Raw genomic sequence first — 22,993 nt, forward strand, 5'->3', positions numbered from 1 at the left:
GTCTTTACACACTCAATCGCCGCGATTGCCATTGGCGTCGCGAGTCGGAGCTTTGGGCTGAATGGCCGGCGGGGTCTGCGCGCTGCTACCGCGCTGGGTGCTATTGCCGATGCCGCGGTTTTGCAGGGTAGGCGGCCGCTGCGCCGGGGGAATAAAGGTGCCCCGTGCAGCGGGCGCATTGGGCTGCGTACCCTGCATGCTATTGGGGTTGGCCTGGTGGATGGGGCCGTTGTAAGGATTGTTGCTGCCGGGCAGGTTTTGCGCCTGTGCCAATGAACTCAAGGCCAGGCCCAGCGCCAATACGGCAAGGTTACGCAAACGGGTGTTCATGACAAAGCCTCTCTGGGCGCGAGTAATACGTGCTTTCGATAACACGCTACGCCTAGGGTTCGGCTTTGGTAACTAAATAGTTTCTCATCAGGTGTAACACGATCTGTCTAAAACCCCGCTGCCAGCCGGCCGGCCAGGGAAACTTTTGGCGAATCCGCCGTGTCACCTGAAGACCCTCATCGATCAGGAGAACCGACATGCCACGGGCTATCTGGAAAGGCGCAATCAGTTTCGGCTTGGTGCACATCCCGGTGTCGCTGGTTTCGGCGACGTCCTCCCAAGGCGTCGACTTCGACTGGCTGGACAAGCGCAGCATGGACCCGGTGGGTTACAAGCGCATCAACAAGACCACCGGCAAGGAAGTCACCAAGGACAATATCGTCAAGGGCGTGGCCTACGAGAAAGGCCGCTATGTGATCCTCAGCGAAGACGAAATCCGCTCGGCCCACCCCAAGTCGACCCAGACCATCGAAATCATCGCGTTTGTGGCCAGCGACCAGATCCCGTTGCAGAACATCGACACGCCCTACTTCCTGGCGCCCGACAAGCGCGGCGGCAAGGTCTATGCGCTGCTGCGCGAAACCCTGAAGAAAACCCGCAAAGTCGCGCTGGCCAACGTGGTGTTGCACACCAAGCAGCACCTGGCGGCGCTGATGCCGCTGGAGTCGGCGCTGGTATTGGTAATGCTGCGCTGGCCTGCCGAAGTGCGCGGCCTGGATGAGTTGGAGCTGGGCAGCGACGTGACCAAGCCGACCCTGGCCAAGGGCGAACTGGACATGGCCAAGCGGCTGGTGGAAGACATGAGCGCCGATTGGCAGCCTGAAGAATACCGCGACAGCTTCCAGGACAAGATCATGGCGCTGGTGGCGAAGAAGGCCAAGGCTGGCAAGCTCGAAGACGTAGAGCCCAGCGAGGGCGTGGATGAGCGTAAATCGGCCGATGTGATCGACCTTACGGAGTTGCTCAAACGCAGCCTGGCCGGCAAGCCCGCGGGCAAAACCCCGGCAAAGAAACCTGCCGCGAAAAAAACCAGCAAGGCTTCATGAGGTAGACCGCCATGGCCAAGCCCCTGAGTGATTACAACGCCAAGCGCGACTTCGATGTAACGGCCGAACCCGCAGGCACTGCGCCTCGCGGCCGGAACCGGGCGCAGGCGCTGTCATTTGTGATTCAAAAGCACGATGCACGCAACCTGCATTATGACTTTCGCCTGGAACTCGACGGCGTGCTCAAAAGCTGGGCGGTGCCCAAGGGCCCCAGCCTCGACCCAAGCCAGAAGCGCCTGGCGGTGCATGTGGAAGACCACCCGCTGGGCTACGGCAGCTTCGAGGGCAGCATACCCGCCGGTCAATACGGCGCCGGTGACGTCATCGTCTGGGATCGCGGCGTGTGGCAACCCCACGACGACCCGCGCAAAGCCTACGCAGCCGGCAAGCTGAAATTCACCCTGGTCGGCGAAAAGCTCGCTGGCGACTGGACGCTGGTACGCACGCGGCTCAAGGGCAGCGGGGACAAGGAGCAATGGCTGCTGATCAAGGAGAAGGACCCACAGGCCCGCCCGGCAGCTGATTACGATGTGGTCCAGGCCGAGCCGAAAAGCGTGCTGAGTGATGCCACGGTAGGCCGTGCGAAAAAGCCCGTCGCCGCGAAGAAAACCACCCGCAAACCCACAACCGCCCTGCCCGACCAGTTCACGCCACAGTTGGCGACCCTGGTAGACCGTGCGCCGGAGGGCGACTGGGTGTACGAGATCAAGTTCGACGGTTACCGGATCCTGGCGCGTATCCGTGACGGCGAGGTCCGGCTGTTCACTCGCAACGGCCATGACTGGACCGACCGCCTGCCGCGCCAGGCCAAGGCGCTGGAGGCATTGAAGCTCAAGGACAGTTGGCTCGACGGCGAGGTTGTGAGCCTGAATGCTGAAGGCTTGCCGGATTTCCAGGCGTTGCAAAACGCCTTCGATATCGGTCGCAGCCTGGACATTGTCTATTACCTGTTTGACGCGCCGTTTCTTGACGGCCGCGACCAGCGAGAAGCAGGCGTCGAAGCACGCCGCGCCGCGCTGAAGGATGCGCTCGGCGGCAGCAAAAACAAGTTGCTGCGCTTCTCCGAGTCCTTTGCCGCCAGCCAGCGGGATATCTTCGAAAGCGCCTGTGACCTGGCTCTGGAGGGCGTAATCGGCAAGCGTGCCGGCAGCCCTTACAGATGCCGACGCAGCCCGGACTGGATCAAGCTCAAGTGCCGCCTGCGCCAGGAGTTCGTGATTGTCGGGTTCACCCGCCCGCAGGGTTCACGCAGCGGGTTTGGCGCGCTGTTGCTGGCAGTCAATCAAGAGGCCGGCCTGGTGTATGCCGGGCGCGTTGGAACAGGCTTTGACCAGGCAGCGCTGAAAAGCATCAGCGAACAACTGAAGGCGCTGCAACGCGAGGCTTCACCGCTGGCCAAACCGCTGGCCAGCGCACAGGCGCGTGGCGTGCATTGGGTTGAGCCACTCTTGGTGGGTGAAGTGCAATTTGCCGAGTGGACCCGCGAAGGCGTGGTGCGCCAGGCGGCGTTTGTCGGGTTGCGCACCGATAAACCGGCAGAGCAGATTGTTCATGAGCAGCCACGGGCCGCCAAGTCGCTGAAGGAAAAACCCCGCAAAAAAGCCGCAGATACCAGCGCCGTAGCCAAGGTAAAGATTACCCATCCCGAGCGGATCATCGACACGCAAAGCGGCACACAGAAACTGCAATTGGCGCAGTTCTATGAAGGCATCAGCGAATGGATCCTGCCCTTTCTGCGCAACCGCCCGGTGTCCGTGTTGCGGGCACCGGAAGGCATTGGCGGCGAACAGTTCTTCCAAAAACATTGCGAGCGCCTCGCCATCCCGAATATCAAGCAGTTGCCCCAGGCCCTGGACCCCGGCCATGCGCGACTGATGGAAATCGATAGCCCGGCCGCACTGATCGGTGCCGTACAAATGGGCACCGTCGAGTTACACACCTGGGGCGCCACCGCCGACAAGATAGAAACCCCCGACCTGTTTGTGCTGGACCTGGACCCGGACCCGGCACTGCCGTGGAAAAGCATGCTGGAAGCGGCGCAATTGACCCTGTCGGTGCTGGATGAATTGGGGCTCGAAGCGTTCGTCAAGACCAGCGGTGGTAAAGGCCTGCATCTTGTGGTGCCCCTGGCGCGCCGGGACAGCTGGGACACGGTGAAGGCCTTTGCCAAAGCGATCGCCCAGTTCATCACGCAACAGTTGCCAGAGCGTTTTACCGCGACCTCAGGCCCGAAAAACCGCGTGGGCAAGATCTTTATCGACTACCTGCGCAACGCCCGGGGCGCCAGTACGGTGGCGGCCTACTCGGTACGGGCCCGGCCTGGCCTGCCGGTGTCGGTGCCGGTAAGCCTTGATGAATTGAAGGGTTTGCACGGCGCCCAGCAATGGACAGTGGCCAACCTGCATGAGCGCTTGCAGGGGTTGAAGAAAGACCCGTGGGCGGGTTATGCCAATCGGCAGAAGATCAGCAAGAAGATGTGGGACAAGCTGGGAGCGCATCCGCCAGGCTGATGCGCTGCGCTGTAACGTTCAGATCAATATGAAGAGCAATGCCAGGCCGGCGAAGATCGCCCACTTTTCCAGGTAGTAGCGCGTACGGTTGCGTTTCTTCAACTCCTTGCCCCGCAGACGAATCTTGTACAGGCGGGTAAAGGCGCGGTTCAAGCCCCCGGTCTTGTCGCCGGCATCGTTGGGCGAGCCCGCCGCCGCCATCACGTTGCGACTGAACCAACGGTTGAACGCGGCCGCCCAGCGGTACTTCATCGGGCGCTCGATGTCGCAGAACAGGATGATGCGGTTTTGCTGCGTAGTGTTTTCAGCGTAGTGGATGAACGTCTCGTCAAACATCACCGGTTCGCCGTCGCGCCAATAGTAGCTTTCACCGTCCACGTTGATGTAGCAGCCAGGGTCATTCGGCGTATCGAGACCCAAGTGGTAACGGTACGAACCGGCATACGGGTCACGGTGGCGTACCAGCTTGGAGCCCGGGGGCAGCTCGGCGAACATCGCGGCCTTGATCGAACCGATGCCTTGCACCAGCTCGGTAGTACGCGGGCACAGCTTCATCGCGGAGGGATGACTGTCGCCGTACCACTTCAAATAGAAACGCTTCCAGCCCGACTTGAAGAACGAGTTGAAACCCACATCGTTGTATTGGTCGGAGCGCTTGATCTCGCCCGCGCGCAGCAGGTTCTGGCCTTCCTGGCGAATCTCTTCCCAATGTTCCTGCAACGGACTCAGGTCTGGAAAGTCACTGGCAGACAGGTACGGCCGGCTGGGCAGTTTGGAAAAAAGATAAAGAAAGCAGTTCACCGGAGCCAGGAAGGTCGAGTGATCGCTGAGCTGACGGCCCAGCTTGTGTCGCACCCGGCCACGCAGGTGAACATACGCAATGGAGGCAACGTAGAGAGCAACAATGATGAGTTTCAAGGTATTCGTCACAAGTCAGAAGAGAACAGGCTGCTCCCGCGTACCCACGACGGCCGAGGATTGAAGATGCAGCACCTGAAATCACAAATTACAAACAGACGGCACGACGGGCTGGGTGACAAACCGGTCAGGGCCATTGGCAGTTATTTTAGCCACACTTTGTAACCAAAGGTTAACTAAGAATTGTGAAAAGGTGTCCACTGAGTGTGCCGGGAAGGATGCCGGCAAGCTTGTCAGACACAAGCTTGCGCACCGGACGTCTCAAATCTGCGGCGTATCCTTACTGCGACTGCGAGGGAGGGTCGAATAGTCATCCGGCGGCGAATAACCGGCAAACGGACGCCGCGCGAGGATGAAATAACGGACCATCGCAATCAGTAAACCCAAGATAAGCCCCGCCGCCAGGCTCATGGCAATGACCATCGGTTTTTTTGGCTTGATCGGGGCCAGAGGCTCTTGGGCAAGGCGGTCAATGGTGACCAGTTTCAGGCCGCTCATGTCGATATTGAGGCTGCGCAGCCGCGCGACTTCTGCTCGTAGCGGTTCGACATCCTGCAAGAAAATGTCTTCATTCCCACGTTTTTTCAGCACTTCCACTTCACGGTTAACCTGCAACATCTGCAACTCTTTGCCAATCTGCGCAACGCGGCTATTGGTAAAGTCATCATTAGTGCGGGCCTGCAAGGCCGTGCGTTCCGCCTCAAGAACCTCCGTTCCCAGGAAGTACATCGGGATTTGCTGATTATTGACCTCGGTGCGCATGACTTGGTTCGAACCGCCACGCGAGGCATCCGCCATCGACGAGGGCGTGGTCGGTGTCCTGATATTCATAGACTTGGCGATGGAAATGGCCTCGGCGAGCTCTGCCAGCCGGTTGGTGCGCTCCATTTTCATCTGTAGGCGCAGAGCAACCAATTCATCCTCCAACTGGGCCCGCTTGAGCCTGTCGGCTTCAAGTAGTTTGGCGATCTTCGATTCCTTATCGGTTTCGTAGTTGGAGCGCGCCGCGTCAATCTTGCCCTTGAGTTCGTTCAGGCGGTTATTGACAATCACTTTCAGGTCGGCGCCGACCTGGGCACGTTCCGAATCAATCGCGTAGTCGACAAAACCGTTGAGAATAGCCACCCCATCAATGCCTGTTGGGTACTGCAGCTCGAGGCGGATATAACTACTCAGGGAATCGGCTTTTTTCGGGTCGGGCAGGCTCAGGCTGATGGAGTTCCGGTTGAACTCTTCGAAACTCTGCTCGAGGCTTTGCCCGGTTTTCTGGAACGCCTTGAACAAATCCTCATGCGACTTGAAGAACCCCAGACGCGCTTCGTAGGAGTCCAGCTGCGCCCCCACTTTGTTGAGGGCGTCGGTGGGGGGGAGCTTATAGACTTCAGATCGGTTAAGTGCATCAAGTTCGTTAATGGCGGCGGGACGTAGCACGCTACTGACCTGATACTCCCGCGGCGCAAGATAGGCGTAGCCTAACCCCAGAACTCCGGCCAGAAACGTGCATCCCAGCACCCACTTTTTTTGCTGCCAAATACCGTGGCAAAGCTCAAGCAGATCAATTTCGTCCGCTGCAGTGTCAGCCGGGAAGCGAGTAACTTTATTCAAAATTGAAGCACCTTAAAAAGTCGATAATCAACGGCCAAATCTATTCATGAAGGACTGAATAACCGCTTGAAAACCAGGGACAACGCCCTGCACACAAGACACAAGGTCTGCGGATAGTCCTCGGACCACCGCAAACTCGGAAAAGTCCCACGCAATTGAGGATTGTTTTCTTTCAGATACGTCAATGTCGTTGCCGAGGCGCTGCCCGCAAACGAATATGTAATAACCTGCGTACAAAACAGGGCACAAAATAGCGCTAGATAGAGGGGGGTATTATGAAATCTCCTACGAAATCTTGAAAATTAAGACAATTCTCAAAAAATGCTACTCAGTTGAGCCGCCAGGCATCGGCAATCCATGGGATTGACTGGTTGCGCCTGACTAAAAAGGAATTTGTATGACACCTGTTTCAAACTCGGATTTCGAGGCACTTCAAGGAGCCTGGGAACAAACCGCACTGGAAGACAGCGGCGTACTCAACCCGGCCGATGAGCACAGCGCGCCAGGCGCGATTACCAGCATCAGCGGCGACCAGTTCAAGGTCGTCACACCCAGCGGCGAGGTGTTGCTGGCGGGCAGCTTCACCCTCGACCCCACGGCCATGCCCAAGAGCATTACCTGGGTGGATTCAATGGGTGAGGATGCTGGCAAGCAGTTGCCGGCCAGCTATCGATTGGAAGGGGATCACTTCGTGTTTATTGCGGCAGATGAAGGCATGCCCCGGCCCACCCGTTTCAGCACAGGCCCGGGACAAACCATGCGCACTTTTGTGCGTAGAGGCTGACAACTGCCTGCATCCGTTCTTGCGACACGGTTTTCACATGGCCTTCACTTATTCACCTATAGGGTGAAGGCTACCTACTCCAGTGAACACCTTGGCCCGCCCTCCTCGCGGGCTTTTTTTTGCCTGCCCGGCAGCCCGTCAGGCCGGGCGCTTGATGGCGGTGAGGGCGTAGCACAGGGGCAATTGCGCGGTCTGGTTCTCATACTGGTCGTACAGTTCCTCGCGATTTGAATGCGCGAACTCCTGCAGATGGCTGATCTGCAGCCGGCGGCAATGGCTGCGCTGACGAAGAACACTTCCAGGAACGGGTGGGTTTCGTAGATCACCAGGCTGCCGCCGGGCCTCAGGGTACTGGCGACATGGGCCATGAACAGCCCGATGTCCGGCATCCAGTTCAGCACGCCGATGGGAAATAGCCTCTTGGGCCGATAGCACGTCCATTGCGTCCCCAATTATCTGATCATGGCGACAAAATAGAGGTTCGCCCTACAGCGAAAGCCTCGCCATCCTTGAACCGGTAAAGAGCCCTCACTGTAGGGCGAACCAACGGAAAATAAGCCAGGCTTAAAAGATGTTCAACTGTTAACAATAAGAACCTTGAAAAAAAGCCGCCTTGAGCGACTTTTTCGATGCAAATGCGCTCCTTCTGTAGCGGTTTTGCCGAAATCCTGGCCTGTAGCCCTCGCCTTATTGAATACCGGGCCCGCCACAAAGCCGTGGCACTCAACATCCATTAGCCCGCGCCATACAACTCGCGCCCTACATATGCGACAATGCGCGCCAAATTCCAACATGCACCCATTTTTCTGCTCAGCGACTGGGCCCAAAGCCTTGATGTCGCTGCCGACGTATGCCCGTTGGCCCGGGCCATAAAATGGGCCCGGCTCAAACTAGCGCACTCCAAGCTATTGATAGGTAAAGTAATTGATCTCCACAGCTAACATCACCATGCAGTTCGGCGCCAAGCCGCTATTTGAGAACGTTTCGGTCAAGTTCGGCGCTGGCAACCGTTATGGCCTGATCGGTGCCAACGGTTGCGGCAAGTCGACCTTCATGAAAATCCTCGGTGGTGACCTCGACCCATCGGGTGGCCAGGTCATGCTGGAGCCAAACGTGCGCCTGGGTAAACTGCGCCAGGACCAGTTCGCCTACGAAGAATTCAGCGTGCTCGACACCGTGATCATGGGTCACGAAGAGCTGTGGAAGGTCAAGGCCGAGCGCGATCGCATCTACTCGCTGCCAGAAATGACCGAAGACGACGGCATGGCCGTTGCCGAGCTGGAAACCGATTTCGCCGAGATGGACGGCTACACCGCTGAATCGCGCGCCGGTGAATTGCTGTTGGGCCTGGGTATCGGCATCGAGCAGCACAACGGCCCGATGAGCGAAGTGTCGCCAGGTTGGAAGCTGCGTGTATTGCTGGCCCAGGCGTTGTTTTCGGATCCGGAAGTGTTGCTGCTCGACGAGCCAACCAACCACCTGGACATCAACACCATCCGCTGGCTGGAAAACATCCTGACCCAACGTTCGAGCCTGATGATCATCATCTCTCACGACCGTCACTTCCTGAACAGCGTCTGCACCCACATGGCCGACCTGGACTACGGCGAGCTGCGCCTGTTCCCGGGCAACTACGACGAGTACATGACCGTGGCGACCCAGTCCCGCGAGCAGTTGCTGTCGGACAACGCCAAGAAGAAAGCGCAGATCTCCGAGCTGCAATCCTTCGTCAGTCGCTTCTCGGCCAACGCCTCCAAAGCCAAGCAGGCCACTTCCCGCGCCAAGGCGATCGACAAGATCCAACTGGCCGAAGTCAAGCCATCGAGCCGGGTCAGCCCGTTCATCCGCTTTGACCAGACCAAGAAGCTGCACCGCCAGGCGGTCATCGTTGATCGCATGGCCAAGGGCTTTGATGGCAAGACGCTGTTCAAGGACTTCAGCTTCCAGGTGGAAGCCGGCGAGCGCGTGGCGATCATTGGTCCGAACGGTATCGGCAAGACTACTTTGCTGCGCACCCTGGTCAACGAACTGTCCCCGGACGCCGGTACCGTCAAATGGACCGAAGCCGCCGAACTGGGCTACTACGCCCAGGACCATGCTTCGGACTTCGAAGACGAGTCCAACCTGTTCGACTGGATGGGCCGCTGGACCAAGGAAGGCGAGCAAGTGGTTCGCGGCACCCTGGGCCGCATGCTGTTCTCCAACGACGAGATCCTGAAGTCGGTAAAGGTGATTTCCGGTGGTGAGCAAGGCCGCATGTTGTTCGGCAAGCTGATCCTGCAAAAGCCGAACGTGTTGATCATGGACGAACCGACCAACCACTTGGATATGGAATCCATCGAGGCGCTGAACCTGGCGTTGGAGAACTATCCGGGCACGCTGATCTTCGTCAGCCATGACCGTGAGTTTGTATCGTCGCTGGCCACCCGCATTATCGAGTTGAGCCCAAGTGGCGTGATCGACTTCAGCGGTACTTATGATGATTACCTGCGTAGTCAGGGTGTGGTTTTCTAAGAACTGCTGGTTGTTTGAAATGCAAAAGCCCCGTCCAGTGTGATGGGGTTTTTTTTTGGGATATGGCTCTGCTTTTCTGTGGGAGCCGTCGAGCTTTAGCGAGGCCGCGATAGCGGTGTGCCAGGCAACATATTTATTGACCATGCCGCCACCTTCGCAGCCTCGCTAAAGCTCGACAGCTCCCACATTTACCATGCCTGCTTTAGCCGTCCTGGGCCAGGGAGGCCCCATGGATCCAAAGCCTGATAGGCACGACCCTCAAAATCAGCAAATATAGTTAGCCTGCTTTCTTTTACCCCACGCCCTTGCCATGATGCGCTCACCGCCCGCCCGCGAACGAGTCCTCATGCCTGCCCCCCAGCCCGCCGCCCCAAGCTCCCTGTCGATCACCCTGCAGATCGTCTCCATCGTCTTCTACACCTTCATCGCGTTCATCTGTATCGGCCTGCCGATTGCGGTGATCCCCGGCTACGTCCACGGTGAACTGGGCTTCAGCGCAGTGGTGGCAGGCATCACCATCGGCTCGCAATACCTGGCAACGCTACTCAGCCGCCCAATGGCCGGACGCATGTCGGACAACGTAGGCACCAAACGCGCCATCGTGCTGGGCTTGAGCGGGATCCTGTTCAGCGGCGTGCTGACGTTTATCGCCACGCTGGTGCAGAGCATGCCCCTTTTAAGCCTCGGCATATTGATTGTCGGGCGGCTGTTGCTGGGCGTGGCGCAGGGCCTGATCGGCGTCGGTACCATCAGTTGGTGCATGGGCGCAGTCGGTGCCGAACATACCGCACGATCAATCTCGTGGAACGGCATCGCCTCCTACGGCGCAATCGCGATTGGCGCGCCGCTGGGCGTCGTGATGGTTGCCGACTACGGCTACTCCAGCCTCGGCATCGCCCTTATGGTGCTTTCCGCGCTGGGCCTGCTGCTGATCCGCAACAAGCCTTCAGTGCCCGTGGTGCGCGGCGAGCGCCTGCCGTTCTGGGCGGTGTTTGGACGTATCGCGCCGTTTGGCGCCAGCCTGTGCCTCGCCTCGATTGGCTACGGCACCCTCACCACTTTTATCACCCTGTATTACCTGAGCCGGGGCTGGACCGGCGCCGCCTGGTGCCTGACGGTATTTGGCGTGTGTTTTATCCTGTCACGCCTGGTGTTTATCTCCGCCATCAACCGCTTCGGCGGCTTCACGGCGGCGATTGCCTGCATGGCCATCGAAACCCTGGGCCTCACGCTGCTGTGGCTGGCCCCGTCCACTGGCGTGGCATTGATCGGCGCCGGGCTGACTGGTTTTGGTTTGTCGCTGGTGTACCCGGCGCTGGGCGTGGAGGCGATCAAGCAGGTGCCCAACAGCAGCCGAGGCGCAGGGCTGAGTGCGTATGCGGTGTTTTTTGACCTGGCGCTGGCGATCGCCGGGCCGGTGATGGGTGCGGTGGCGTTGAACCTGGGCTACTCGTGGATCTTCTTCTGCGCGGCCCTGCTCTCGGTCTCTGGCCTGGGCCTGACACTCATGCTCAAACGCCGCGCTTACTGATCGGCTGTCTGCAAGCCCGCCCGGGTGGATTGCGCCAGGGTATGGTTGAAGAACCGCCCAGCCTCGGAAATAAGGTCGCGGTGGATGCTTTCGCGGTCGACCCCGTCCGCATCGGTGCACATGGCGGGCATCGCGGCCAACTGGCTCTCATCGCATGGCGCCATGAACACGAAGTGCCCTGCCCCGGCCAACAATTTGAAATTTGGCGGTTCCGGCAGTTTGCGCGCCAGGGCCTCGGCGTTTTTGTCCACGGCCACCAACTTGTCGCCGTCGCCGCTGTAGAGCAGCACCGGCACATGCACGTCTGCCAGGGTGTGGCGACCAAACATCAGGCTCAACGGTGCCATTAGCATCAAGGCATGAATACGCGGGTCGGCCTGGGGCTGCAAGTCGTCGCGGTCGACGATCAACTCGCCCTTGGTGGTGCAGGCGTCGCGATCTTCGGGGCGTTGCTGGCAATAGCGGCGCAGGCGGTCCAGGTCGGGCTTGGCACCAGCCAGGATCAGCGCGGTTTCACCACCAGCCGAATAACCGATGACGCCCACCTGATCGACGTTGACGAAAGGCGACAGCATCGGGTCGCCGAGGGTCGCAGTGATGGCTTCGGAAATCTGGATCGGGCGCCCATACAGGTTGCTTAAGGTGCCCAGGCGGCTATGGTCCTTGTAGTTGTCACCAGGGTGCAGCACCGCAACGACGACAAACCCCTTGCGCGCCAGTGAAGTGGCGAGGTCGTGCAGGGCCAGGGGGGTGCCGGTATTGCCATGGGACAGCATCAACATCGGAAAACGGCCAATGGCGATTTTCGAATCTTCAGTGGCGGCGATGTGATAAGCCCCAACCTGGGTGCTGTGTTCCAGCCCGGTGGAGGGGTAGAACGCGACGGCTTTCATCGGCTGCAAATCCAGCGGGTCGAGAAAAGTCATGCGATGAAAGCCGACACTCCAATGCGGGTGCGGCGCTGGCGCGGCTTGCACTGAAATCAGGCTGCCGAGCAGGGAAAGAACCAAGACTGCACAAAGACGCATCATGGGGATGTCCACCTTTGCTGCGTAAGCCCGCGTAGCTATTGAAATATCCATGGTTCAGGCGCTCGGACTGGCAGGGTTTACCCATGCGTGCATAACCTGGGCCAAAGTAGTGACAGCGGGTAAACGAAAAAACTCCGTACTCCGTTCGCTTTTCAGGCGAGCAGAATACAGAGTTTAGGCGCCTCGATTCAGATTGATATCGAGGAACAGCAAAATTTACACAAGTCTTACGCTGCGGCGAACAACTGATCGCTGATCAATACATGGGCGTCGCTCAACGCCTTGGTACGTGCTTCATCACCGTAAGCCAGGCCGTGGGCACGGACGAACTCGATGTCGGTGATTCCCAGGAAGCCCAACAACACGCTCAAGTAATCTTCGTGCGCGGCGCCCGTCGGCTGGCCGACGTGCAAGCCACCCGAGGTGGAAACAATGATGACTTTCTTGCCACCACACAGGCCTTCGGGGCCGGCTTCGGTGTAACGGAAGGTCTGGCCGGCGACGGCAATGCGGTCGATCCAGGCTTTCAGTTGAGTCGGGATGGTGAAGTTGTACATCGGCGCGGCCAGCACTACGGCATCTGCTGCGAGGAATTCGGCCAGGGTGGAGGCGCTCAGGTCGGCTTCATGTTTTTGCACGGCATCACGCAATTCGGCGGCGGTGCCCAAGGCGCCCAGGGTGACACCCGAGAAGTGACTGATGGCGTCGGCTGCCAAGTCACGATAAACCACTTCGACACCCGGCTCTGCTGCCTGCCAGGCCTTGACTACACCTGCGCTCAACTGACGGGAAACCGAGTTGTCGCCGAGGATGCTGGAATCGATATGCAACAGTTTCATGGACCATCTCCAAGTAAGTATCGCCAAGGGCGACTGAATGGAAATAAGCCTACAGATGAAACCAATCAGGGATTAGTCGGGCAAAATGCGATTGTTCGTCCCACTGGCGGGACAATTCTTTTAATGTGACGAAACGTAGATAGACGCAGTGGTGGGCGCGGGCAGCGCATACGTACGCTTCATCCAATCGATCTCCTCATGAGGCGTGCGCCCAAAAAACCGCTTGAACTCACGGCTGAACTGCGACGCGCTTTCGTAACCCACCCTGGCGCAAGCCGTAGCGGCGGTGATGTCATTCCTGAGCATCAGCAGTCGCGCCTGGTGCAAGCGCGTCGACTTCAGGTACTGCATGGGCGAGGTCTCGGTCACCGTCCGAAAGTGCGCGTGAAAACTGGGCACGCTCATCATCGCTTCCTTGGCCAGCTCTTCCACGTCCAGGCGCTGACCATAACAAGCATGAATCTTGCGAATCGCCCGGGCCACCTTGCCAAACTGGCCCTGGCGATTCAGCGCGGCGCGCATCGAGCCGCCCTGCTCCCCCGTGATGATGCGGTAGTAGATCTCGCGCATAAGGGTGGGCCCGAGCACCTGCGCTTCCACCGGCACGCTCATCACTTCCAGGAAACGCAACAGTGACTCACTGAGTTTGTCGTCCATCGGTGAGGCGTACATGCCCTTGGGGCAGGCTTCGGGCTGCGGGGCCAACTCGTCAAGCGCCAGCATCAGTTCGGCGGCCAGGTTGAAGTCCAGGCGCAAGTACACCGCGAGCATCGGTTCGGTTTCACTGGCCTCGGTCTCCATGGTGAACGGCACCGGCACCGATACCACCAGGTAGTGCTGGGCGTCGTAGACGTAGATGTCTTCCCCCAGGAAACCGCGCTTGCGGCCCTGGCACACAATCACGATGCCCGGGTCGTAAAGCACCGGGACCCGCGTCAGCGGCCGGTTGGAGCGCAGGAAACGCACGTCATCCAGTGGCGTCAGGTTGTAGCCCTCCACGGGCGCCAACTGCCCCATCAACTCGATGATTCGGTGGGTACGTGGATGTTCAAGGTTCATTGGAATGCGCTGGCCGGGGAAAGCCAAAAGGTAACCCGCCGGTGCCTCACTGGCCAGCCGACTCTGGCTGCGGGCTTGCGCGCGCCTGCAGTTGGGGGTGGATTTGCCGACGTCAGACGCGGATAGTTCGTCCCATTGACAGGACAATAGGCCGACCATGCAAGATCTGAATGACCTCTACTATTTCGCCAAGGTAGTGGAAGCCGGCGGTTTTGCCGCCGCCGGACGCCTGCTGGGGATTCCCAAGTCCCGGCTGTCGCGGCGTATTGCCGAGCTGGAAGAACGCCTCGGCGCTCGCCTGCTGCAACGCACCACCCGCCAACTGACCCTGACCGCCGTGGGTGAACGCTACCTGCGCCACTGCCAGGCGATGCTGCTGGAGGCGGAAATGGCCGATGAGGCGGTGGCCAGCATGTCCAGCGAGCCCCGTGGCCGGTTGCGGGTCAGCAGCCCGGTGGGCCTGGCACACCAATTCCTGCAAACCGTAGTGGCAGAGTTTCTCACCGCCAACCCGCTGGTGCAACTGGAGATGAGCCTGGTCAACCGGCGCGTCGACCTGGTGGCCGAAGGCATTGACGTAGCCTTGCGCGTGCGCGACCTGGGAGATGAGGACCCACTGCTGGTGACCAAGCGCCTGCGCCAGGCCCAGACCGCGATTGTTGCCAGCCCAGCCTTTGTGCGTGACCGGCAGATCAACACCCTGGAAGACCTCAAGCAATTGCCGGTGCTGGGCGCCCTGGAAGCAGACCGCATGGTGCACTTTCGGATGCTCGACCCTGCGGGCAACAGCCACGACCTGGTGATGGAAGCGCGCCTGGGCATCGACGATTTCCTCGTACGCAAGGCCTGCGCCCTCGCGAGCCTGGGGTTTACCGTGCTGCCGATGATGTATTGCGAGGAAGAGTTGGCCAGCGGCCAGTTGGTGCAACTGTTGCCGCAATGGTCATTGCCGGGCGGCTGGTTGCAGGCGGTATACCCTCACCGGCGCGGTGTGCTGCCGGCGGTGCGGGCCTGGATCGATCACCTGGATAACGCCTTCAAAGGGTGTGGAGACCGCTTGTTATGAGGATGACTGAGGAGCAGGTTGCCGAGTTTTGCCTGGGCTTGCCGGGCGCGCGCGAGGATTACAAATGGGGCGGCGTGCGGGTGTTCTCGATCGCCGGCAACAAGATGTTCGCCGTGCAGCACCTGCGGGGTGATTCGCTGGCCTTCAAGGTCGACAAGGAGCTGTTCCTGGGCCATGTGGACCGCCCGGGCATCCACCCGGCGCCGTACCTGGCACGGGCGCAGTGGGTCATCATGGAAACGCCCTACCCGCTGGGCGCTGAAGAACTGCGTGGCCTGTTACAGCGTTCCCACCAGTTAGTGGTGAGCAAGCTGCCCAAGCGCACGCAGGTCGGCTTGTTGCTAGAAGATCGACAGTAGCGTGCCGCCCAGGAACAACTGATCAATCCAGAACACCTGGTGCAGCAACACGATCAGCCAGAACACCACCTGATAAGACACCTTGCGCGTCTTGTGGCGAAACACCTGTTGGGCGAGCAACGCCCCCGGCCAGCCGCCTGCCAGCTCCACGGCGTGCAGAACGTTTTCCGGGGTGCGCCAGCTGTCTTCGCGGGCCTTGCGTTTGTCGCTCCAGTACAGCAGGAACGCCACCACGCTGACCCCGCCATAGGCCACCAGCGGGATCAACGAAACCCCGCGGTACCACAGCAGGCCTGCGCCAAACAGCGGCGCGGCGCACAACAGTGCAAACACCAGCGCCTTGAAGCGCGGATGCTGGATGTTCATGGCTTGACGGCCGACCAGTCGATCCAGCCGAACTGCCACGTCGCCAGGATCACCAGGCCGAAGGCGATCCGGTACCAGGCAAACGCCGCGTAGCTGTGGCTGGCGATGAACTTGAGCAGCGCCTTGACCGCGATCATCGCGAAGATGAACGAGGTGACGAACCCGAGGGCAAACACCGGCAGGTCATCGGGCTGGAACAGGTGGCGGTACTTGTAGCCCGAATACACCGCCGCGCCGACCATGGTTGGCATTGCGAGGAAGAACGAGAACTCGGTGGCGGTCTTGCGCGACAGGCCGAACAGCAGGCCGCCAATGATCGTGGCGCCGGAACGCGAGGTGCCTGGAATCATCGCCAGGCACTGGGCAAAGCCGACTTTCAGGGCGTCCTTCCAGGTGATCTGGTCGACGGTTTCGGCGTGCACTTCATGTTGGCGACGCTCGGCCCACAACATGATGACGCCGCCCACCACCAACGCCGCCGCCACAGTGACCGGGTTGAACAGGTAGTGCTTGATCAGGTCGGCAAAAATCACCCCCAACACCACCGCCGGCAACACGGCGATGATCAGGTTGACCGTAAAACGCTGGGCGTTGCGCTGGGTCGGCAAGCCGATCACCACGTCCAGGATCTTGCGTCGAAACTCCCACACCACCGCCAGGATCGCGCCCAACTGGATGATGATATTGAACGCTTCAAAGCGTTCGCCGCCGAAGTTGATCAAGTCGGCGACGATAATCTGGTGCCCGGTACTGGAGATCGGCAAAAACTCCGTCAACCCTTCTACAACCCCGAGTATCAGCGCCTGAACGGCGGTCCAAAGATCCATCGATTCCCCCAAAGGTCATGCACCCGGCACGCCTCGATAATAATTTTAAGTGTTCACTGACGATGAGTGCGCGGCGAAAGCCACGCCGCTAATCAAGACCGGGCCGCGAAAATTCCGTGAAAAATCAGGCAGGACTCAGGTTTTTTGATTCTGCGCCGAGAGCCTATCAGACAAGCCGGAAATGTCGATGCAGCACCCAAATTTATAAGAACACCGAGTAACAGGACCATGAACAGTTTGCGCAGTATGTCGATCAGCCGGCGCCTCTGGCTGATCCTGATCGTCGCCGTGCTGATGCTGCTAACCCTTGGCCTGCTTATGCTCAAGCAGATTCATGGCGACCTTTACCTGGCCAAGAGCGAGCAGACCCAGCGGGTGATCCAGGCCGCCAGCGGGATCCCGACGTATTATCACACCCTCGAAACCAGCGGCGTCCTGCCCCGTGCAGCGGCGCAAAAGCAAGCAGCGACCTGACCCGCACCCTCGACACCCAACGCCAGCGAAATGCGCAATGCACAGGTGCAGGCCAACCTGCTGGCCCTCAATGCCGCCATCGACGCGGCCGGGTTGTCCCACAGCACGGCGTTGGCGGCAGAGCAGTCGAGCGTGGCCAGTGCGCACATGAAAGGCTTGAGCAAACAACTCGACGGGCTGCTGCGCCAGTTCAAGGTCTGACTCGATCTCTGCCAAAAGGACTTTCTGTGGTGAGGGGGTTTGTCCCCTCACCACAGAGGAGCTCTACCCCGTGCCCACCACTCTGGTTACAATCACCGCCCTCTTCGACTCCCCAAGGAACCGCCATGTCCGGGCTTGAACTGTTTGCCGCCGCCCTGGGGGTGATCGCTGTCTGGTTGACGGTTAAACAGAACCCGTGGTGTTGGCCCATCGGCCTGGTGATGGTGCTGCTGTACACCTGGATCTTCTTCGATGTGAAGCTCTACTCCGACATGCTGCTGCAAGTGATCTACGCGGCCCTGCAACTTTACGGCTGGTGGCAGTGGACCCGCGCCGGCGAGGTCAGGCAAGGCCGGCAGGTCACCAGCCTGGGGCTGCTACCGATCCTGCAAGGCCTGGCCATTGGTGCGTTGGGCAGCCTGTTGCTGGGCGCCGCCATGGCCCACTGGACCGACGCCGCCCAACCCTGGCTGGACGCCGCCCTGACCGGCTTCAGCCTGGTGGCGCAGATGTGGATGGCGCAAAAACGCGTGCAATGCTGGCCGCTGTGGATTGCCGTGGATGTGATCTTCGTCGGGCTGTTCCTCTATAAAGGCCTGTACCTGACCGCCGCGCTCTATGCCTTGTTCACCGTTATCGCCGTGCAAGGCTGGCGCGAATGGCGCGCCGACCCGGCGTTGCACGCATGAAAGTGGTGGTGCTGGCCGGCCCCGAATCCAGCGGTAAAAGCTGGCTGGCGGCGCAGTTGCAGGCGCATTTCGGTGGGTTGATGGTGGGCGAATACGTGCGCCATTTCATCGATTACCACCAACGCGATACCACCCTGGCCGATATCCCGGCCATCGCCCGCGGCCAACTGGCCTGGGAAGATGCCGCCCGGGCCGCGCAGCCCGCATTGCTGATCCTGGACACCAACCTGCTGACCAATACGCTGTGGAGCCAGATCCTGTTTGACGACTGCCCGGCATGGCTCGACAGCGAACTGCTCGCCCGCCACTACGACCTGCACCTGCTGCTGTCGCCGGAAGACGTGGAATGGACAGCCGATGGCCAGCGCTGCCAGCCGGAATTTGCCGACCGCCTGGCATTCTTCCAGGCCAGCCGTGACTGGCTGGAGCAACATCATCAGCCATTACGGATAATCCGGGGGGATTGGCAAGCACGCCAAGACCAAGCGTTTTCAGCTGTGGAACAACTGCTGGATTAACCGGCGAGGACAACACCCATGAACCGCTCATTACGCATTGCCATTGTCGGTGGTGGCCCCGCGGGCTGACCCTGGCGCGGATTCTCCAGGTCAACGGCTTTACCGTCAGCGTATTCGAGCGTGAGCGCGGGCCGCACTGCAACGCGCAGGGCTGAAGGCCGATTATCGGGTCGACGCAGTCCTCGACGCAGGCCACGGGTCAATCCCTAAAAGGAGATTGGCCTATGAACATGCGCATTGTTGCCCGCTTGATCAATTTGCCCGAAGACCGCGGCGTTCGGGTTGAAACCGCCGCCCGCAAGATTCTGCTGGTGCGTTCGGGTGACAAGGTCCGTGCCTACCAGGCGGACTGCCCCCACGCCGGGGCCCCCTTGGAACAAGGCGTGATCTGCGACGGGAAGCTCATTTGCCCGTGGCACAAGGCCGCCTTCCGGGTGGATGACGGCCAGGTCTGCGAGCCGCCCGCCTTGGAACAACTCAAGCAGTATCCGGTTGAAATTCACCACGGTGTAGTCAGCGTGGGCGACGAGCCACTGCCCTTTTCACCCGCCCGACCTGCCGCTGATTCCCGCCGTTTTATCGTGGTGGGCGCTGGCGCAGCGGGCTCGGCGGCCGTCGCCACCTTGCGGCGCGAAGGTTTCACCGGGCGCCTGTTATGGATCGACCAGGAACCAGGCCCCGCCTACGACCGCACGGCCTTGAGCAAATTTGTCATTGCAGGCGAGATGGCACCGCAAGAAACCCCGCCCTTGCTGGACGAGAACATCTACCGCAACCTCCGGATTCACGGCGAAGTGCAACACCTCGACCCTCAAACAAAATGCCTCCAGCTCGTAGACGGCCGCCGCTTCGACTATGACGCGGCGCTACTGGCCACCGGCGGCGTAGCCAAGCCGCTGGATATTCCGGGCACCGTGCTCAATAACGTCTTTGTGCTGCGCTCCCGGGACGACGCGGCGCGTATCGTCGAGGCCGCTCAACCGGGCACCTGCGCGGTAATCATCGGCGACAGCTTTATTGGCCTGGAAGCTGCCTCAGCCTTGCGCAAGCGTGGTTTGACCGTGCAGGTGGTGGGTCGCCACGAGATCCCGATGGCCGCACAGTTGGGCAAGCGCATCGGTGCGTCACTGCGCCAATTGCATGAAGCCAACGGCGTCATATTCCACAGCGCCAGCGAGCCCGACCGCCTGGAAGGGCACGCGAATGTGACCACGGTGGTGCTGAAAAACGGCCACCGACTGGCGGCAGATCTGGTGTTGATGGGCGTCGGCGTCACACCGGCCACCGGGTTTGTTCATGGGCTGCAAAAAGCCGAAGACCAGTCACTCAAAGCCGACGCGAGTTTGCGTGTCGCTCCCGGCCTATGGGCGGCGGGCGATATGGTGAGCTTCCCATGGAACGACCACCCCGTACGTATCGAGCACTGGCGTGTGGCGCAGCAACTCGGGGTGCTGGCAGCGCGCAATATGCTGGGTGCCGAACAGACGTTTGCCGATGTGCCGTTCTTCTGGACCTATCACTTCGGCAAGACCTTTGAACTGCTGGGCCATCCACGCCAATGGAACCGGCTCCACGTGGAAGGCGACCTGCAGCACCACGACTTCATCGCCCTGCTCTGCCATGGCGATGACGTGGAAGCGGTGATTGCCTGTGAACATCAGCGGGCGATGGCGCTGCTTTCGCAACGCCTGAAACACCCGCTGAAGAAGGCAGAAGTGCTTGAGTTGATCCGCGGGCTTTAGTAGCCCAGGGACAGCCCGGTATTGCGCCGTGGGTCGTTGGCCCCATAGAAACGGTTGTTGCCGACTGGCTTGCCATCCAGCGACGGCGCACCAACCAGGATCGCGGCCAGGTGGTTGGCATCCTGGGGGCCTGCAAACTTGTGGCCCCAGCCTTCAAGGATTTTCTGGGTGTCGGGGCTCAGGGCAAAGCGCTCGATATTGGTCGACTCAGGCAGCCATTGCTGGTGGAAACGCGGCGCGTCCACGGCTTCCTGGATGTTCATCTTGTAGTCGATCACGTTGAGGATAGTCAGCAACGTGGCCGTGATGATACGACTGCCACCCGGCGTGCCCACCACCATCACCGCCTTGCCATCCTTGGTGACGATAGTCGGGCTCATAGACGACAGCGGCGTCTTGCCCGGTGCGATGGCGTTGGCTTCGCCCTGCACCAGCCCGTACATGTTCGGCACACCGATCTTGGAGGTGAAGTCGTCCATTTCGTCGTTGAGGATCACCCCGGTCTTGCTCGCCATTACGCCGGCGCCAAACCAGTCGTTGAGGGTGTAGGTCACCGAGACCGCGTTGCCCCACTTGTCGACGATGGAGTAGTGGGTGGTGTTATTGCCCTCGTGCGGCGAAACGCCGGGCTTGATGTCTTGGGAGATGCCGGCTTTCTGCGGGTCGATGGCGGCGCGCAGTTTGGCGGCGTAGTCCTTGTCCAGCAAATGGTCGATCGGGTTTTGCACGAAGTCCGGATCGCCCAGGTAGCTGTTGCGGTCGACGTACGCGTGGCGCATGGCCTCGATCTGGTAGTGCAGGCCCTGGGCGGAGTGATAGCCAAGATCGGCCATCGGGTAGCCTTCGAGGATGTTCATGATCTCGCAGATAACCACGCCGCCGGAGCTCGGTGGTGGCGCGGAGACCACGTGGTAGCCACGGTAGTCACACTCGATGGGCGCCAGTTCGCGGGTCTTGTATTTGTCCAGGTCGGCCTGGGTGATGAGGCCTTTGCCTGACTGGCTGGAATCGACAATCGCCTTGGCCACCCAGCCCTTGTAAAAGCCGTCGGTGCCCTTGGCGGAGATTTCCCGCAGGGTTTTCGCGAGGTCTTTCTGCACCAGTTTCTGGCCGAGCAGCATCGGCTCGCCGCCGTGCAGGAAAATCCCGCGCAGGTCTTTGTCTTTCTTGAATTCGTCGGTGGCAGTGTGCAGCAGGTCGATATCGCCCTGCTCCAGGGCAAAGCCGTCTTCGGCCAGCTTGATGGCCGGGGCGATCACCTGGGCGCGCTTGAGGGTGCCGTACTTGCTCAGTGCCAGTTCCATGCCGGACACGGTACCGGGCACGCCGACTGCCAGGTGGCCCTTGGAACTGAGGTCCGGCACCACGTTGCCGTCCTTGTCCAGGTACATGTCGGCCGTCGCTGCCAACGGGGCTTTTTCGCGGAAGTCGAGGAAGGTCTTGCGCCCGTCGGCCAGTTGCACGGTCATGAAGCCGCCGCCGCCCAGGTTACCGGCCGCCGGGTACACCACGGCCAGGGCGTAACCCACCGCCACCGCCGCATCCACGGCGTTACCACCGGCCTTGAGCACATCCACGCCCACATGGGTGGCAAGGTGCTGCGCCGTGACCACCATGCCATTTTCGCCAGCCACCGGGGCCTGGGAGGCCGCCTGTACACCGCTGACGGTCAACACCAGCGCAGTGGCAATCAATGTTCGGGTAAACGGTTGGTATTTCATCCCTGGCTACTCTGTTTATTGGAAGAACTAGAAAGTAATACGTTTCGGATCCAAGCCCCAGCGTGATGCCGCGTTTGTGACAGAGCCTGTCGGTAACGGAATAATGCCCATGCTATATTCCGGGCCTTTACGCGGTGCAGCAGAGGCTTTTCGATGGTGATCAAGAAGACCGGTATCCGCGCCCAGCAGGCCGACCAGACGCGCGCACGGATTCTCCAGGCGGCGGTCAAGGTCTTCACCCGCGACGGCTATTCCGGCGGGCGCGTCGAAAGCATCTCGCGCGAGGCCGAGTCCAACGACCGCATGCTGTATTACTACTTCGGCAGCAAGGAACACCTGTTCGTGTGTGTGCTGGAGCACACCTATGAACAGTTCAATAAAGCCGAAGGCAAACTCAAGCTCGACCTGGCAGCGCCGGTGCAAGCCTTGCAGGCGTTGGTAGCGTTTATCTGGAATTACTACGTCAAGCATCCCGAGTTTGTGGCGATCCTGAGCATCGAGAACCTGCACAAGGGCAAGCATGCGAAACAGTCCGGCGAACTGCGCCGGTTGTCCGGGGAAGCGGTTGGGGTGTTGCGGCCAATCATTGAAGCGGGCCAGGCGCAGGGGTTGTTTCGTGAGGATGTGGACATCAAGCATGTGTATTTGATGATTGCTTCGTTGTGCTACTTCTACAATTCCAACCAGCACACCCTCAGTTCGTTTCTGGGAGAGGATCTGGCGGACAAGACACAGCAGCGGGATTGGCTGGGGTTTATCAGTGATCTGGTGTTGCGTGGGGTACGGTAGAAACCGAATCAACATGTGGGAGCTGGCTTGCCTGCGATTGCGGTGGGTCAGGTAATAATTCAGTGGCTGGGGCA

At 60.1% G+C, this 22,993-nt stretch carries 21 protein-coding genes and 2 pseudogenes; 13 read left to right on the forward strand and 10 right to left on the reverse strand.

What is annotated here, in order from left to right; all coding sequences use genetic code 11:
• Positions 1-12 precede the first annotated feature (12 nt).
• The gene (locus tag ACZRN6_RS08475) at positions 13-330 is read right to left on the reverse strand and encodes a hypothetical protein (RefSeq protein WP_322145370.1); all 318 of its coding nucleotides are present in this window, start codon (positions 328-330) and stop codon (positions 13-15) included.
• Positions 331-527: 197 nt separating this feature from the next.
• On the opposite strand from ACZRN6_RS08475, the gene ku reads away from it, so the two are divergent.
• Both ku and ligD read left to right on the forward strand, forming a co-directional pair.
• Entirely contained in the window at positions 528-1,376 is an 849-nt protein-coding gene (gene ku / locus ACZRN6_RS08480; RefSeq protein WP_323571021.1) for a non-homologous end joining protein Ku, read from the forward strand.
• 11 nt (positions 1,377-1,387) lie between these two features.
• Positions 1,388-3,886 (forward strand): DNA ligase D, encoded by a 2,499-nt coding sequence (gene ligD, locus ACZRN6_RS08485; RefSeq protein ID WP_464007697.1) that lies wholly within the window; start codon positions 1,388-1,390, stop codon positions 3,884-3,886.
• An 18-nt stretch (positions 3,887-3,904) separates the two neighbouring features.
• On the opposite strand, the gene lpxO is transcribed toward ligD, so the two are convergent.
• Both lpxO and ACZRN6_RS08495 read right to left on the reverse strand, forming a co-directional pair.
• The gene (gene lpxO / locus ACZRN6_RS08490) at positions 3,905-4,804 is read right to left on the reverse strand and encodes a lipid A hydroxylase LpxO (protein ID WP_322145373.1); all 900 of its coding nucleotides are present in this window, start codon (positions 4,802-4,804) and stop codon (positions 3,905-3,907) included.
• A gap of 261 nt (positions 4,805-5,065) precedes the next feature.
• The gene (locus ACZRN6_RS08495; protein WP_464007698.1) at positions 5,066-6,409 is read right to left on the reverse strand and encodes a Wzz/FepE/Etk N-terminal domain-containing protein; all 1,344 of its coding nucleotides are present in this window, start codon (positions 6,407-6,409) and stop codon (positions 5,066-5,068) included.
• 397 nt (positions 6,410-6,806) lie between these two features.
• Here ACZRN6_RS08495 and ACZRN6_RS08500 point away from each other — a divergent pair, with 397 nt between their 5' ends.
• Positions 6,807-7,193: a TIGR03067 domain-containing protein gene (locus ACZRN6_RS08500; protein WP_322145375.1), complete on the forward strand. Its 387-nt coding sequence runs from the start codon at positions 6,807-6,809 to the stop codon at positions 7,191-7,193.
• Positions 7,194-7,331: 138 nt separating this feature from the next.
• Here ACZRN6_RS08500 and ACZRN6_RS08505 read toward each other — a convergent pair.
• Positions 7,332-7,609, reverse strand: a pseudogene (locus ACZRN6_RS08505) (SAM-dependent methyltransferase); the annotation flags it as partial.
• A gap of 508 nt (positions 7,610-8,117) precedes the next feature.
• Here ACZRN6_RS08505 and ACZRN6_RS08510 point away from each other — a divergent pair.
• Positions 8,118-9,707: an ABC-F family ATPase gene (locus ACZRN6_RS08510; RefSeq protein WP_322145376.1), complete on the forward strand. Its 1,590-nt coding sequence runs from the start codon at positions 8,118-8,120 to the stop codon at positions 9,705-9,707.
• Positions 9,708-10,053: 346 nt separating this feature from the next.
• Positions 10,054-11,238 (forward strand): MFS transporter, encoded by a 1,185-nt coding sequence (locus ACZRN6_RS08515; protein WP_464007699.1) that lies wholly within the window; start codon positions 10,054-10,056, stop codon positions 11,236-11,238.
• Here the strand turns inward: ACZRN6_RS08515 and ACZRN6_RS08520 are convergent.
• From ACZRN6_RS08520 to ACZRN6_RS08530, 3 genes are all read right to left on the reverse strand, one after another.
• Positions 11,232-12,269, reverse strand: coding sequence for an alpha/beta hydrolase family protein (locus ACZRN6_RS08520; protein ID WP_322145378.1), 1,038 nt, complete (start codon positions 12,267-12,269; stop codon positions 11,232-11,234). The two genes, ACZRN6_RS08515 and ACZRN6_RS08520, sit on opposite strands and share 7 nt — an antisense overlap.
• 227 nt (positions 12,270-12,496) lie before the next feature.
• Positions 12,497-13,108 (reverse strand): FMN-dependent NADH-azoreductase, encoded by a 612-nt coding sequence (locus tag ACZRN6_RS08525; RefSeq protein ID WP_322145379.1) that lies wholly within the window; start codon positions 13,106-13,108, stop codon positions 12,497-12,499.
• A 120-nt stretch (positions 13,109-13,228) separates the two neighbouring features.
• Complete coding sequence (locus tag ACZRN6_RS08530) at positions 13,229-14,167, reverse strand: AraC family transcriptional regulator (RefSeq protein WP_464007700.1); 939 nt, start codon at positions 14,165-14,167, stop codon at positions 13,229-13,231.
• Between the two features lie 157 nt (positions 14,168-14,324).
• Between ACZRN6_RS08530 and ACZRN6_RS08535 the strand changes: the two genes are divergently transcribed.
• Both ACZRN6_RS08535 and ACZRN6_RS08540 read left to right on the forward strand, forming a co-directional pair.
• Positions 14,325-15,233, forward strand: coding sequence for a LysR substrate-binding domain-containing protein (locus ACZRN6_RS08535; protein ID WP_322145381.1), 909 nt, complete (start codon positions 14,325-14,327; stop codon positions 15,231-15,233).
• On the forward strand, positions 15,230-15,592 hold the full coding sequence (locus tag ACZRN6_RS08540; protein WP_322145382.1) for an MmcQ/YjbR family DNA-binding protein: 363 nt from the start codon (positions 15,230-15,232) through the stop codon (positions 15,590-15,592). Before ACZRN6_RS08535 ends, ACZRN6_RS08540 begins: the two co-directional genes overlap by 4 nt.
• Here ACZRN6_RS08540 and ACZRN6_RS08545 read toward each other — a convergent pair.
• Together ACZRN6_RS08545 and ACZRN6_RS08550 are read right to left on the reverse strand one after the other, a co-directional pair.
• A complete protein-coding gene (locus tag ACZRN6_RS08545) occupies positions 15,575-15,958 on the reverse strand; it encodes a DUF1294 domain-containing protein (RefSeq protein WP_322145383.1) in 384 nt (127 codons plus the stop codon). The two genes, ACZRN6_RS08540 and ACZRN6_RS08545, sit on opposite strands and share 18 nt — an antisense overlap.
• Positions 15,955-16,785: an undecaprenyl-diphosphate phosphatase gene (locus tag ACZRN6_RS08550; RefSeq protein ID WP_322145384.1), complete on the reverse strand. Its 831-nt coding sequence runs from the start codon at positions 16,783-16,785 to the stop codon at positions 15,955-15,957. The genes ACZRN6_RS08545 and ACZRN6_RS08550 overlap by 4 nt, the downstream gene beginning before the upstream one ends.
• A gap of 228 nt (positions 16,786-17,013) precedes the next feature.
• On the opposite strand from ACZRN6_RS08550, the pseudogene ACZRN6_RS08555 reads away from it, so the two are divergent.
• The 5 genes and pseudogenes from ACZRN6_RS08555 to ACZRN6_RS08575 all read left to right on the forward strand — a co-directional run.
• Positions 17,014-17,250 (forward strand): annotated as a pseudogene (locus ACZRN6_RS08555) (methyl-accepting chemotaxis protein); the annotation flags it as partial.
• Positions 17,251-17,289: 39 nt separating this feature from the next.
• Positions 17,290-17,460 carry a hypothetical protein gene (locus ACZRN6_RS08560; RefSeq protein WP_464007701.1) on the forward strand — a complete coding sequence of 57 codons (171 nt, stop codon included), beginning with the start codon at positions 17,290-17,292 and terminating at the stop codon, positions 17,458-17,460.
• A gap of 125 nt (positions 17,461-17,585) precedes the next feature.
• The gene (pnuC, locus tag ACZRN6_RS08565) at positions 17,586-18,149 is read left to right on the forward strand and encodes a nicotinamide riboside transporter PnuC (protein ID WP_464007702.1); all 564 of its coding nucleotides are present in this window, start codon (positions 17,586-17,588) and stop codon (positions 18,147-18,149) included.
• A complete protein-coding gene (locus ACZRN6_RS08570) occupies positions 18,146-18,667 on the forward strand; it encodes an AAA family ATPase (protein WP_464007839.1) in 522 nt (173 codons plus the stop codon). The genes pnuC and ACZRN6_RS08570 overlap by 4 nt, the downstream gene beginning before the upstream one ends.
• A gap of 224 nt (positions 18,668-18,891) precedes the next feature.
• Positions 18,892-20,409 carry an FAD-dependent oxidoreductase gene (locus ACZRN6_RS08575; protein WP_464007703.1) on the forward strand — a complete coding sequence of 506 codons (1,518 nt, stop codon included), beginning with the start codon at positions 18,892-18,894 and terminating at the stop codon, positions 20,407-20,409.
• On the opposite strand, the gene ggt is transcribed toward ACZRN6_RS08575, so the two are convergent.
• The gene (ggt, locus tag ACZRN6_RS08580) at positions 20,406-22,130 is read right to left on the reverse strand and encodes a gamma-glutamyltransferase (protein WP_464007704.1); all 1,725 of its coding nucleotides are present in this window, start codon (positions 22,128-22,130) and stop codon (positions 20,406-20,408) included. The genes ACZRN6_RS08575 and ggt overlap by 4 nt on opposite strands.
• A gap of 153 nt (positions 22,131-22,283) precedes the next feature.
• On the opposite strand from ggt, the gene ACZRN6_RS08585 reads away from it, so the two are divergent.
• Complete coding sequence (locus tag ACZRN6_RS08585; protein ID WP_322145389.1) at positions 22,284-22,919, forward strand: TetR/AcrR family transcriptional regulator; 636 nt, start codon at positions 22,284-22,286, stop codon at positions 22,917-22,919.
• Positions 22,920-22,993: the final 74 nt, after the last annotated feature.

This window comes from Pseudomonas sp. A125 (genome assembly GCF_055409485.1).

Bases quoted from the DNA above. Each gene is read 5' to 3' on its own strand.
- ACZRN6_RS08585 (WP_322145389.1), top strand. From the start codon at position 22,284: ATGGTGATCAAGAAGACCGGTATCCGCGCCCAGCAGGCCGACCAGACG.
- ACZRN6_RS08530 (WP_464007700.1), bottom strand. From the start codon at position 14,167: ATGAACCTTGAACATCCACGTACCCACCGAATCATCGAGTTGATGGGG.
- ku (WP_323571021.1), top strand. From the start codon at position 528: ATGCCACGGGCTATCTGGAAAGGCGCAATCAGTTTCGGCTTGGTGCAC.
- ggt (WP_464007704.1), bottom strand. From the start codon at position 22,130: ATGAAATACCAACCGTTTACCCGAACATTGATTGCCACTGCGCTGGTG.
- ACZRN6_RS08570 (WP_464007839.1), top strand. From the start codon at position 18,146: ATGAAAGTGGTGGTGCTGGCCGGCCCCGAATCCAGCGGTAAAAGCTGG.
- pnuC (WP_464007702.1), top strand. From the start codon at position 17,586: ATGTCCGGGCTTGAACTGTTTGCCGCCGCCCTGGGGGTGATCGCTGTC.
- ACZRN6_RS08515 (WP_464007699.1), top strand. From the start codon at position 10,054: ATGCCTGCCCCCCAGCCCGCCGCCCCAAGCTCCCTGTCGATCACCCTG.
- ACZRN6_RS08525 (WP_322145379.1), bottom strand. From the start codon at position 13,108: ATGAAACTGTTGCATATCGATTCCAGCATCCTCGGCGACAACTCGGTT.
- ACZRN6_RS08540 (WP_322145382.1), top strand. From the start codon at position 15,230: ATGAGGATGACTGAGGAGCAGGTTGCCGAGTTTTGCCTGGGCTTGCCG.
- ACZRN6_RS08545 (WP_322145383.1), bottom strand. From the start codon at position 15,958: ATGAACATCCAGCATCCGCGCTTCAAGGCGCTGGTGTTTGCACTGTTG.
- ACZRN6_RS08475 (WP_322145370.1), bottom strand. From the start codon at position 330: ATGAACACCCGTTTGCGTAACCTTGCCGTATTGGCGCTGGGCCTGGCC.
- ligD (WP_464007697.1), top strand. From the start codon at position 1,388: ATGGCCAAGCCCCTGAGTGATTACAACGCCAAGCGCGACTTCGATGTA.
- ACZRN6_RS08535 (WP_322145381.1), top strand. From the start codon at position 14,325: ATGCAAGATCTGAATGACCTCTACTATTTCGCCAAGGTAGTGGAAGCC.
- ACZRN6_RS08560 (WP_464007701.1), top strand. From the start codon at position 17,290: ATGCGCAATGCACAGGTGCAGGCCAACCTGCTGGCCCTCAATGCCGCC.
- ACZRN6_RS08550 (WP_322145384.1), bottom strand. From the start codon at position 16,785: ATGGATCTTTGGACCGCCGTTCAGGCGCTGATACTCGGGGTTGTAGAA.
- ACZRN6_RS08575 (WP_464007703.1), top strand. From the start codon at position 18,892: ATGAACATGCGCATTGTTGCCCGCTTGATCAATTTGCCCGAAGACCGC.
- ACZRN6_RS08500 (WP_322145375.1), top strand. From the start codon at position 6,807: ATGACACCTGTTTCAAACTCGGATTTCGAGGCACTTCAAGGAGCCTGG.
- ACZRN6_RS08520 (WP_322145378.1), bottom strand. From the start codon at position 12,269: ATGATGCGTCTTTGTGCAGTCTTGGTTCTTTCCCTGCTCGGCAGCCTG.